The organism is Gilliamella sp. W8126 (assembly GCF_016102185.1).
GTDB lineage: Bacteria > Pseudomonadota > Gammaproteobacteria > Enterobacterales > Orbaceae > Gilliamella > Gilliamella apis_A.
Genome location: NZ_JACFPE010000007.1, coordinates 65,361 through 77,796 on the forward strand (window position 1 = coordinate 65,361; position 12,436 = coordinate 77,796).

The following is a 12,436-nucleotide window of genomic DNA, read 5'->3' on the forward strand; positions in this document are numbered from 1 at the left end:
TATAATTTATGCCTAGCTATAAATAATAAACAGGTTATTGTGCTTTATAAAGGAAATATTTTGAACATTTTTAGATTGATCGTAGCATTGCCCTCGCTATTTTTATTCTTTGTTATGTCATTAACTGCATGTAGTTCATGGGTGCCCAATAAAGGCGTGATTGTTCTTAATGTACAGAATCAAACAAATACCTCTATAACTAGCCAAGATTTACCTAAAAATTATCATTTAGGCAACAGCGAACAAGAGCTTGAAAAATTTGAATCTTTTTGCCACGAAGAGATCCGAGCTTCACAACTTGATGGTAGTGAAGAAGTTGTGTTTGAAAATATCAAACGAGGAATTCACGGGCAGGTAGAATTTAAAAAATGTCGTGATAAAATCACTCGAATTTACCGATATTAACAATAATATCGGCGAACTTGGTTGATTTATCACCATCAAAATTAGACGAATTGTTAAAGAACAGTGAAATCTTACTAGCCTTTCACGCTGTTTTTATTTATATTGTCGTCTGAAAAAACATATTTTTGGGAGTAAAATAATTATGTACAAACAAGATGTAACCATTACTGCATCGAATGGCCTTCATACTCGCCCTGCTGCGCAATTTGTAAAAGAAGCAAAAAACTTTAATGCTGAAATTACTGTCACATCAAACGGAAAAAGTGCTAGCGCTAAAAGCTTATTCAAATTACAAACATTAGGCTTAACTCAAGGCACAACGATTACTATTTCAGCCGAAGGTGAAGATGAAAAAGAAGCAGTAACTCATTTAGTAAAATTAATTCCTGAATTGGAATAATACTCCCAATTATTATTGAACGGTTTTAATATTGAATAAGGATTAAATGTTATGGTATCAGGTATACTTGTTTCCCCAGGTATCGCTTTTGCAAAAGCGCTATTATTAAAAGAAGAACCTATTGTAATTAATAATAGGCAAATTCTTGATAACAAAATTGACGCTGAAATCGAGCGCTTTAAAGAAGCGCGTCAAAAATCAAGCGAACAGCTAAATACTATTATGGAGAGAGCAAAGACCACATTAGGTGAAGATAAAGCTGCCATTTTTGAAGGTCACATAATGCTTCTTGAAGATGAAGATCTTGAACAAGAAGTTATCTCTCGTATCCAAAGTAAACACTCAAGTGCTGATGCTGCCGTTCAATCTGTATTTGAAACGCAAGCAAAAGAGTTAGAAAACTTAGATGACGAATATTTAAAAGAACGTGCTGCAGATATCCGTGATATTGGCAAACGTCTATTGAAAAACATTCTCGGTATTGAAATTGTTGATTTAAGTGCTATTAGCCAACCATGTATCCTAGTTGCAACTGATTTAACACCATCAGAAACTGCACAATTAAATTTAGATATGGTATTAGGCTTTATCACTGATGCAGGTGGCCGTACGTCACATACCTCAATCATGGCTCGTTCATTAGAAATTCCAGCAATTGTTGGTACATCTAATGCAACACAAGCAATCAAACAAGGTGATTTTGTTATTTTAGATGCGATTAACAATGCAATCTATATTAATCCTGATCACACAACTGAAGAAAAATTAAAACAAGTTCAAACAAAATATATTGCTGACAAGGAAGAATTAGCAAAATTAAAAGATTTACCTGCGGTAACTCTTGATGGTCACCAAGTGGAAATTTGTGCCAATATCGGTACGGTACGTGATATTGCCGGTGCGGATCGCAATGGCTATGAAGGTGTTGGCCTTTATCGTACTGAGTTCTTATTTATGGATCGTGATGCGTATCCTAATGAAGAAGAACAATTCAAAGCATATAAAGAAGTTGCCGAATCAACTAATGGCTTATCAATTATTGTTCGTACTATGGATATTGGTGGTGACAAAGATGTACCTTATATGCATTTACCAAAAGAAGAAAACCCATTCTTAGGTTGGCGTGCAATCCGTATCTGTTTAGATCGTAAAGAGATATTACATGCACAATTACGCGCAATTCTACGTGCTTCAGCCTTTGGTAAATTACGTATCATGTTCCCAATGATTATTTCAGTTGAAGAAATTCGTATCTTAAAATCTGAAATCAATATTCTTAAAGAACAATTAACCGCCGAAGGTAAAGCGTTTGATAAAGAAATTGAAATTGGTGTTATGATCGAAACACCTGCAGCAGCAGTTATTGCTCGTCACTTAGCTAAAGAAGTTGACTTCTTCAGTATTGGTACTAACGATTTAACCCAATATACACTTGCTGTTGACCGTGGTAATGAGCTTATCTCACATCTTTATAATCCGTTTTCACCATCAGTGTTAACATTAATTAAAAATGTCATTGATGCTTCTCATAAAGAAGGCAAATGGACAGGAATGTGTGGTGAACTTGCTGGTGATGAAAGAGCAACTATCCTATTATTAGGTATGGGACTTGATGAGTTTAGTATGAGTGCTGTATCAATTCCTAAAATCAAAAAATTAATTCGTAATACCAATTACGAAGAAGCGAAAAAATTTGCTGAAACTGCACTAGAAAAAGCAACCGCTAAAGAAATAACTGATTTAATTGAAAAATATACTGCTGAAAAGCAAATTTGTTAGGAGGCCATAATGGGTCTATTTGATAAAATAAAACAGTTTGTCTCTGACGATAACAAAAATAGCATTGAAATTATTGCACCTCTTAGTGGAGAGATCGTTAAAATCGAAGATGTGCCTGATGTTGTATTTGCTGAAAAAATCGTTGGTGATGGCGTTGCAATTAAACCATCTGGCAACAAAATTGTCGCACCATTAAATGGTAAAATTGGCAAAATTTTTGAAACTAATCATGCTTTTGCGATTGAGTCAGATGAAGGTATTGAACTTTTTGTTCATTTTGGTATAGATACCGTTGAACTAAAAGGTGAAGGTTTTACTCGTGTTGCTGAAGAAGGACAACAAGTTAAAATTGGCGATACTATCATTGAAATTGATCTACCTTTACTTGAAAGTAAAGCCAAATCAGTTTTAACTCCTGTTGTAATTTCAAATATGGAAACAGTAGTTGAACTAACCAAACTAACTGGTTCTGTTGAAGCAGGTAAAACGCCAATTATGCGTGTTAAAAAATAATCATCTATAAAAAAAACCTTCAGTTAAAACTGAAGGTTTTTTCTATCTACTGTACAACTCGCTCTAACGCCATTTCTTGTATTGATTGATTAAGTTGTTAGTTGAATCATCATGAGAACTCACAGGTTTATCATCGGCTAATTCAGGTAAAATACGACCAGCTAGCTGTTTACCGAGTTCAACACCCCATTGATCAAAACTAAAGATATTAAGAATAACACCTTGTGTGAAGATTTTGTGTTCATACATAGCAACTAATGCACCTAAAGCATAAGGTGTGATTTTTTTGACTAAAATAGAGTTGGTTGGCTTATTACCGGCAAAAACTTTAAAAGGAATAATAGATTTAACTTCATCAAGGCTTTTACCAGCCGCAAGGAATTCTTGTTCTACCTGTTGCTCGGTTTTACCAAAAGCTAAAGCTTCAGTTTGTGCAAAGAAATTTGAAAGTAATTTAGGATGATGATCTCCAACCGGATTATGGCTAATTGCTGGTGCAATAAAATCACAAGGAATCAGTTTAGTACCTTGATGAATCAATTGATAGAAGGCATGTTGGCCATTAGTACCAGGCTCACCCCAAATAATAGGTCCAGTAGTATAAGTCGTTTTATTACCATTACGATCAACGCTTTTACCATTTGATTCCATATTACCTTGTTGGAAATAAGCAGCAAAACGATGCATATATTGATCATAAGGTAAAATTGCTTCAGTTTCTGCGCCACAGAAGTTATTGTACCAAAGACCAATTAACGCAAGTAATGTTGGAATATTTTTCTCAACCGGCGCTGTTTGGAAGTGTTTATCCATTGCATGGCCACCAGCTAAAAACTGTTTAAAATTCTCGTAACCAATAGAAAGAACGATTGATAAACCAATTGCCGACCAAGACGAATAGCGACCACCAACCCAATCCCAAAATTCAAACATATTAGCAGTATCAATACCAAACTTTTCAACTTCTTTAGTATTAGTTGATAATGCAACAAAATGCAGTGCTACTGCTTTATCATCTTTAGCTGCATCAAGTAACCATTGACGGGCAGTTTGAGCATTAGTCATCGTTTCTTGAGTTGTAAAAGTTTTCGACGCAACTAAAAAGAGTGTTGTTTCTGGATTAAGATCTTTTAATGCTTCTACAATATGAGTACCATCAACATTAGATACAAAGTGCATCGTTAAATGGTTTTTATAAGGTCGAAGGGCTTCAGTAATCATGTGAGGTCCTAAATCTGAACCACCAATGCCGATATTAACAACATCGGTGATAGTCTTGCCGGTATAACCTTTCCATTCACCACTAATCACTTTTTTACTAAAGGACTCCATCTTAGCAAGCACTGCATTTACATCATCCATAACATTTTTGCCATCAACATAAATTGGAGTATTAGATACATTACGAAGTGCAACGTGTAACACGGCTCGATCTTCTGTGCGATTAATTTTTTCACCACTATACATCGCTTTAATTGCGCCACCTAAATCACACTCATCCACAAGCTGATAAAGAATTTCTAATGTTTCTTGCGTTAAACTGTTTTTTGAAAGATCAACCAAAAACTCATCCTCAAATGGAATACTCAGTTTTTCGACGCGCTTGGGCTCGTCTTTTAATATTTCGGCTATAGTTTTATTATGATGTTTTTGATAACTAGCTTGAAGGGATTTCCAAGAAGATGTAGAGGTTGGATCTATTGATTTTAACATAACTCATTCCTTAAATAATATAGCATTGCTACTCATAATATAACTATGCCTAACATGATGCAAGATAAGGATTTATCGATTTAAATACACTAAACAGGAAAATAATAAAAGTTATTTTCTTTTCCTTATCAAGTAACTTGAATATAATGTTAAAGATAAGACACTTAATACACTAAACCGTTCAAAAAATGTTTTTCTAAACAATTAGTATCAATAAAATAAATATATTTCTTACATTATTATATTAGGATATTTCATGCCAAATATTCAGACACTTGTACCAGCATTAGATAAAATTGTCCGTATTTGTGATTATTTAGATAATCACCGAGGAGCTACTTTTAGTCAAATATTTCAGGATCTCAATTTACCTAAAAGCAGTACATCAACACTATTAAATGCCTTAGTTATGCATGGTATTTTGCGACAAGATCAAAATAAGTATTATCTTGGGTTAAAATTACATGAATGGGGAGATAAATCCTTAGAACAGTTTGATATCACTAAAATAGCCGAACCGTTAATGATTAAACTGCGAGATAAAACCAACTTGACCTGCCATTTAGGTGTTCTTGACGGTCTTTATTCTGTTTACATTGCTAAAATTGAAAATGATCAGGCTATTGGTATTCGTACTTGGATTGGTAAAAAATTGCCTTTACATAGCTCTGGTATTGGTAAAGCATTAATAGCTTGGTTACCAGACGAAAAAATTGATCAACTTATTCCCGAAGACAAATTAATCAAATATACCGACACAACAATAACCAGCAAGAAACAGTTAAAAAAAGAGCTTGCAAAAATTAGGTCTCAAGGTTGGGCTTATGATAATCAGGAAGATGTTCAAGGTGTTCATTGTATCGCTGCACCAATCTTCAATAAAAATAACGAACCCATCGCCGCTATTAGTATTTCGGGTGTTCTTTTTCAACTACCTGTGGATAAAATTGATAAATATTCACAATTAGTACGTGATGCATGCCAAAAATTGACGGATAAGTTTTAAATAATATTGAATCACTATGATTCAATATTATTTTAACTCATTGGATAAATTAGCTGTTAAGCTATTTTCTTAAATAACTCAATCAATTTTTGTTTATCAAAAAATACTGGATTTGCTCCGGCACAAGCATCTTTCATCGAATTTTCAGCCAATAATTCAAAATCTGGATTATCAACACCAATTTCTTTTAAAGATTTAGGAATACCTACCTCTTGTGCCAAATCTTTAATTCGTTTTATCACATAATCAACACACTCTTGATCCGTTTTATTTTTAGTCTCTAATCCGATTGTTTCTGCGATAACTCTAAATTTTTCTGGCGCATGTTTAGCATTTTCTTCTTCAACTACCGATAATAACATTGCATTACATACCCCATGAGGTAAATCATAAAGACCACCTAGTTGATGAGCCATAGCATGAACATTACCCAGACCGGCATTACTAAAGGCAATCCCATTTAAAAAACAGGCATAACTCATCTGTTCTCTTGCTTCGATATCATTACCATTTTTAACCGCTCGAGCTAAATATTTAAAGGTTTGACCAATCGCATATAATGCGGTTGAATCAGTAACATCCATTGCGCCTTTAGCCACTACAGCTTCAATAGCATGAGTTAATGCATCCATACCTGTTGCCGCAGTTAAATTGGCTGGTTTTGAGATCATTAAATCAGGATCACTAACCGTTATTGACGCCAATGTATTCGGATCAACCATAATCATTTTTACATGCCTACTTTCATCGGTAATAACATAATTGATCGTCACTTCAGCAGAGGTACCGGCTGTTGTTGCTATTGCCACAATTGGTAAGCATTTATGTTTACTTTTATGCATCCCTTCATAGTCAGTAATTTTACCGCCATTTGTCGCTAACACAGCAACTGCTTTACCACAGTCCTGAGGTGATCCACCACCAATTGAGACAATAAAATCACAGTTAGATTCTTGACATAATTTTAGTGCATTTTCAACATTAGCAACGGTTGGATTCGGTTTTACATCGTAAAAAATAACCGATTCAATGCCCTCTTTTGCTAAGATATCTACTACTCTATCTACAGTACCATTGCCCACTAAAAATTTATCACTAACAACAAATGCTTTCTGACAATTCAGTTTTTTAACCGGTACACCTAACTCAGATAAGCATCCTTTACCTAATAAATTAACCGGTGGAATGTAATAAATCATATTTACCTCTTAATTAATAATATTCAAAAATTCCCACAAAAAGAACTATGTTTCATTATACGGAAAAAATTAATTACCCAAAAAATTATTTTCGACAATGAGAGGATGATCACAAAATTAATTTTCTTTTGAATTAATACATTGCAATTCTAAATTTTTTTTCCAATAATCTGTTCCTGTGTAAGAAATAATGTTCTATATCATGAACAAGGAGAAAAAATGAATTTAGAAAAATTTAAAGGTATATTCCCTCCAGTCCCTACTATTGTTAATAAAAAAGGGGAACTAGATAAAAAAGGAATGGGCAAATTATTAGATCATCTAATCGATAACGAAGCTGATGGTGTTTTAATTCTAGGTAGTGGTGGTGAGTTCTGCCATATGCCGCCTAAGTTGCGATATGAAGTTGCTGAATTCGCAGTAAACTATATCAATAAACGTATTCCCGTTATGCTTGGCATATCAAGCCCAAGCACTGCTGAGACAATTCAATATGGCAAACATGCAGCTCAAATTGGTGCTGATGCAGTTTTAGTTGTTAATCCTTATTATGCTTTATTAAATAGTGATGCGATTTATAACCATTATAAAACTGTTGCTGAAAATATCGATATCCCTGTACTACTTTACAATTTTCCGGCATTAACCGGTCAAGATATAGGTATTGATGTTATTACAAGACTGGCAAAGGATTTGCCTAATATTATTGGTTTGAAAGATACTATTGATAATATCAGCCATACCCGAGAAATCATCAACAGAGTTCACGCCTTCCGTCCAGATTTTATCATTTTCAGTGGCTTTGATGAATATATGCTAGACACCCTTATTCTTGGCGGCCACGGTGGTATTCCTGCAACCTTTAATTTTGCACCAAAAATTACTAAAGGAATTTATAAAGCTTTCGTAAAAAAAGATTATGAAAAAGCATTCAAATTACAACGTCAACTTGCAAAATTAATGCCAGTCTATGCAATTGAATCACCTTTCTTTGGCGTAATCAAACAAGCAATAAAACTTTCAGGCGTCGATATTTCGACAGAGGTTTTAGCTCCAGTAGAAAAGCTACCAAAACATAAAAAAGAGTTATTACTTCAAGTTTTAAAGTCAGCTCAAGTACCTATTAAAAATAAATAATTGGAGGCATCCATATGAATAATATTGAAGATAAAACAATTCCCAAAGGTCGTTGGAAACATATAATTCCGGCCACTATTCTTGTCTATATAGTGGCATATATGGACAGAACCAATATAGCTATTGGTATTGCCGGAGGAATGAATAAAGATTTGGGCATGACCGCATCCTTTGCTGGGCTCGTCGCAGGGATATTTTTTATTGGTTATATCTTTTTACAAATACCTGGCGGTCAAATTGCTGAACGCTATAGCGCAAAAAAATTTATTGCATGGACAATTGTTGTTTGGGGGGGCTTTGCTGCCATCACAGGGTTTGTTCGAGATCCTATTCAACTACTTATTATACGCTTTATCCTCGGTGTCGCTGAAGGTGGCGTTTATCCAGCTATTTTAGCACTCATTGGTCATTGGTTCCCTAACCATGAAAGAGCGAGAGCAATTGCATTTTTCCAAATGAATTTAGCTGCTGCTTCTATTATTACAGGTCCTCTATCTGGCTGGTTAATTGAAGCTTGGGGATGGAGAGAAATGTTTATAATTGAAGGAATTATATCTTTAGCATTGCTCTTCGTTTGGATGCCTCTCGTTTCTGACTACCCTCATCAAGCTAAATGGCTCGATCCAAGAGAATTAAATTGGTTAAATCAACAGTTTGAAGAAGATAAAGCGCTTATAAAATTAGATGATAAAGCGAGTGTAAAAACAGTATTAAGCAGTATCAACTTATGGAAACTTGTTGCTATCTATTTCTTCTTCCAAATTGGTTTCTATGGTTTTGCACTTTGGATGCCAATGTTAATTAAACAATTAACTGGAAGTGGTATGTCTATTGTCGGCCTTTTAACTGCAGCACCATACATTCTTTGCATTTTTGGACAATATTATATTGCTAAATTATGTGACCAAACCATGAATCGTAGATTATATACCGCAATTCCAATGATTGGTTTCGCTATCTGTTTAACTTTATCAATATTATTAGAAAACAACACATGGCTTGCATATGGAATGATGGTTCTATGTGGCTTTTTCCTACAAGCATACGCAGGGCCATTTTGGACTTTACCACCATTATTATTCCCATCAAATGTTTTAGGTGGCGTCCGAGGAACAATCAATGCTCTAGGCAATTTAGGAGGATTTATTGGACCGTACCTTGTTGGTTTATTAACCGTTACAGTAAGTAAAAATGCAGGATTATATACCTTGGTTGGCGCATTAATCATTGCAATCATTTTATTGTTCACTTTACCAGCAATAACAGCAAAACCAACAAAATAACAAAATTTAAAAATGCATTGGAGGATATTATGCAACAAAAATGTAAATTTGCCAGGGATCTATGGTCACAATTAGATGCATTACGAATGGGAATGAATTATACCGTTGAAGATACGGAAAAACCTCAAGTCCTGATTGATGACTGTTTTGGCGAAAGTCACCCAGGTAGTTATCATCTTGATAGTTTAGGTTATGAAGTTGTTCTTGGCGTGCATGAACGAGGCGGTCGTTCAGTACGTAGTCATGTTACAGATATTTGTGATGGCTGGGGACAAGGTCATGATGGCATGAATTATATATTAGCCTCAAGGGAAGCGATTGCTAATATGGTTGAAATCCATGGCTCTGTCATACCATATGATGCAGCCGTACTTATTTCTAGCTGTGATAAATCAGTACCTGCTCACTTAATTGCAGCAGCACGACTTGATATACCATTAGTTCATGTGCCAGGTGGTTCAATGCGCCCGGCACCTAATATGACAACATCTGATTTAGGTGGTGCCACAGCACAATATAAAAAAGGTGAAATTGATATAAGACAGATTCAAACCTTACAAAGGTGTGGTTGCCCTACCGCTGGAGCATGTCAATTCATGGGTACCGCAAGTACAATGCAATGTATGTCAGAAGCACTTGGCTTAGCATTACCTGGAAGTGCATTAGCACCATCGACAATGTCCGAAATTCGTAGGATGGCCAGATCTGCTGGACATCATGCCATGTATCTAGCCAAAGAAGGAATAACATCACGTAAAATACTCACACCAGCAGCATTTGAAAATGCCATTAAAGTACACGCTGCTATCAGTGGTAGTACAAATGCGCTTATTCACCTACCAGCAATTGCACATGCATCAGGATTTGAATTAACCGCAGATGTATTTGATCGCATCAATAATACCGTACCATACCTTACCAATGTACAACCAAGTGGAAAATACGTAACAGAACTATTATGGTTTGCCGGCGGTATTCCAATGGTTCAATGGATGATTAAGGATTTACTCGATCTTGATGTAATGACAGTTACTGGGCAGTCTTTAGGTGATAATTTGGAAATGATGCAACAAACTGGTTTCTTTGACCGTAATTTAGGGTATTTGCATAATTACAAATTAGAACGAAATGATTTAATTCGAAATCCTAACAAAGAAAAAATGGGATCTATCGCTGTTTTAAAAGGTAATATAGCTCCAGATGGTGCAGTTATAAAATATACAGCTTGTAGTCCTGATATGCATAAACATACTGGACCAGCCAAAGTTTATAATTCTGAAGAAGCTGCTCAAGAGGCCATTATTAATAATAAAGTTAATCCTGGTGATGTTATTTTCATTCGTTATGAAGGACCAAAAGGTTCTGGTGCCCCAGAAATGTTAATGACTACTGATGCGATTGTCTTTGATAAACGACTTAATGGCAGTGTAGCATTAGTTACTGATGGCCGTTTTTCTGGGGCAACACATGGACCATGCATAGGACATGTATCACCAGAAGCTGCCGATGGTGGTCCAATCGCACTTGTTGAAGATAATGATATTGTCGAAATTGATGTGCATGCAAGAAAACTCAATATCATTGGCATAAATGGCGAGAGCAAATCAGCACAAGAAATTGCTGAAATATTTGCTAAACGGAAAGAAAAATGGACACCGCCAGATTATTCCAAACGAAAAGGTGTATTTAAACAATATACAGAAAGAGCTAAATCATTAATGGCTGGGGCATATATAGAATAATAAATTAAATCTAAAGTGCCATCTAACAACATTAGTGGCACTTTAAATCATTTATTAAAAATAAATATAATCTATCTGTTCATTCTTAATGATCATTCAATAATGCTCCAAATATCAATCCTAAATAACTTGTCTATAGAGTAATGTAAAGAGTATTATGCTATTAAGTAATATTAATAACTATATACCACCGACCTCAGAATTAAAAATTCAAAATAAAAAGCGAGAAGATTAAGTGATATTAGCGAATAATATTGATGATAATATTTTAAGGGATCTTATCATTTATTGGGCAAACCGAGCAAAAGAGTACAGCCAAACCAATCAAGATGAACTAGCAACTGAAAAAAGAATTATCTGGCAAAAGTTAATTCTGCATCATGCTCCACAAAAAGAAAAACTACGTGTATTAGATATAGGCGCTGGGCCCGGCTTTTTAGCTATCACGTTAGCTTTAGCCGGACATGAGGTAACTGCTGTAGATGCTACTGAAGAAATGATAAATCAAGCAAAAAACAATGCAATACAATACCAAGTAAAGGTTAATTTTGTTTTATCAGATGTTCATTGCTTACCATTCGAAAACAGTAGTTTTGATTTAATTATATTGCGTAATGTTACGTGGAATTTGAGTAATCCAACTTTAGCATATCAAGAATGGTTTAGAGTGTTAAGTGCTAAAGGTAAATTACTTAATTTTGATGCCAACTGGTACCTATTTCTTTTTAATAAAGATCTTTATTCACAATATATGCAGGATAGACAAAATACCATGAATTATGGCATTGAAGATCATTATCGACAAACCAATACGCAAGAAATGGAACGAATCGCCAAATTACTACCATTGAGTAAAGAAATTAGACCTGAATGGGATAAGAAGATTTTACAATCAATTGGTTATAAAAATATTCATATTGAAAACGATATATCAAAGATAGTCTGGGATAAAATTGAACAAATTAACTATCATTCAACGCCAATGTTCTTAATAGCAGCAGAAAAACAATAAAAACATATTTCGCATAGAAATATAATTACTTTGGTTCGAGTTACTGAATTTGATTTGTAAAAATAATTGAGGATTCTATACCATGTTATTAAGTTTTAAGTATGAGTAAACTACTCATAAAAACGTGCAAAAATGAGTAAAGATATAATAACATTAACCTTTAACCAGTGTTTTTGCCAATAGTATGGTATGTATTAATCTTTATCAATCAATATTCTTATTGGTTAATTATTTTTTCAGATAATTA

11 protein-coding genes are annotated in these 12,436 nt (G+C 34.5%); 9 read left to right on the plus strand and 2 right to left on the minus strand.

All coding sequences use genetic code 11. The features are described from left to right. Positions 1–60: 60 nt before the first annotated feature. The 4 genes from H3S74_RS10950 to crr all read left to right on the plus strand — a co-directional run bounded on the left by H3S74_RS10950 (position 61) and on the right by crr (position 3,097). Entirely contained in the window at positions 61–405 is a 345-nt protein-coding gene (locus tag H3S74_RS10950) for a hypothetical protein (RefSeq protein ID WP_034901722.1), read from the plus strand. Positions 406–547: 142 nt separating this feature from the next. Next, positions 548–805 (plus strand): phosphocarrier protein Hpr, encoded by a 258-nt coding sequence (ptsH, locus tag H3S74_RS10955; RefSeq protein ID WP_034901724.1) that lies wholly within the window; start codon positions 548–550, stop codon positions 803–805. Positions 806–856: 51 nt separating this feature from the next. Then, a complete protein-coding gene (gene ptsI, locus H3S74_RS10960; RefSeq protein WP_198247874.1) occupies positions 857–2,584 on the plus strand; it encodes a phosphoenolpyruvate-protein phosphotransferase PtsI in 1,728 nt (575 codons plus the stop codon). A 9-nt stretch (positions 2,585–2,593) separates the two neighbouring features. Next, the gene (gene crr, locus H3S74_RS10965; protein ID WP_065614627.1) at positions 2,594–3,097 is read left to right on the plus strand and encodes a PTS glucose transporter subunit IIA; all 504 of its coding nucleotides are present in this window, start codon (positions 2,594–2,596) and stop codon (positions 3,095–3,097) included. A 63-nt stretch (positions 3,098–3,160) separates the two neighbouring features. Here the strand turns inward: crr and pgi are convergent, their stop codons facing one another. Next, positions 3,161–4,810, minus strand: a complete 1,650-nt coding sequence (gene pgi, locus H3S74_RS10970; RefSeq protein ID WP_198247875.1) for a glucose-6-phosphate isomerase — start codon at positions 4,808–4,810, stop codon at positions 3,161–3,163. Positions 4,811–5,066: 256 nt separating this feature from the next. Here pgi and H3S74_RS10975 point away from each other — a divergent pair, with 256 nt between their 5' ends. Next, complete coding sequence (locus H3S74_RS10975) at positions 5,067–5,816, plus strand: IclR family transcriptional regulator (protein ID WP_086362760.1); 750 nt, start codon at positions 5,067–5,069, stop codon at positions 5,814–5,816. A gap of 56 nt (positions 5,817–5,872) precedes the next feature. On the opposite strand, the gene H3S74_RS10980 is transcribed toward H3S74_RS10975, so the two are convergent. Next, complete coding sequence (locus H3S74_RS10980; protein WP_110448584.1) at positions 5,873–7,015, minus strand: iron-containing alcohol dehydrogenase; 1,143 nt, start codon at positions 7,013–7,015, stop codon at positions 5,873–5,875. Between the two features lie 219 nt (positions 7,016–7,234). Here H3S74_RS10980 and H3S74_RS10985 point away from each other — a divergent pair, with 219 nt between their 5' ends. The 4 genes from H3S74_RS10985 (at position 7,235) to H3S74_RS11000 (ending at position 12,189) form a co-directional block, all read left to right on the plus strand. Further along, a complete protein-coding gene (locus H3S74_RS10985) occupies positions 7,235–8,152 on the plus strand; it encodes a dihydrodipicolinate synthase family protein (protein ID WP_198247876.1) in 918 nt (305 codons plus the stop codon). Between the two features lie 14 nt (positions 8,153–8,166). Next, the gene (locus H3S74_RS10990; RefSeq protein WP_198247877.1) at positions 8,167–9,435 is read left to right on the plus strand and encodes an MFS transporter; all 1,269 of its coding nucleotides are present in this window, start codon (positions 8,167–8,169) and stop codon (positions 9,433–9,435) included. A 29-nt stretch (positions 9,436–9,464) separates the two neighbouring features. Further along, on the plus strand, positions 9,465–11,177 hold the full coding sequence (ilvD, locus tag H3S74_RS10995) for a dihydroxy-acid dehydratase (RefSeq protein WP_110448587.1): 1,713 nt from the start codon (positions 9,465–9,467) through the stop codon (positions 11,175–11,177). 235 nt (positions 11,178–11,412) lie between these two features. Then, complete coding sequence (locus H3S74_RS11000) at positions 11,413–12,189, plus strand: class I SAM-dependent methyltransferase (RefSeq protein WP_198247878.1); 777 nt, start codon at positions 11,413–11,415, stop codon at positions 12,187–12,189. Positions 12,190–12,436 lie beyond the last annotated feature (247 nt).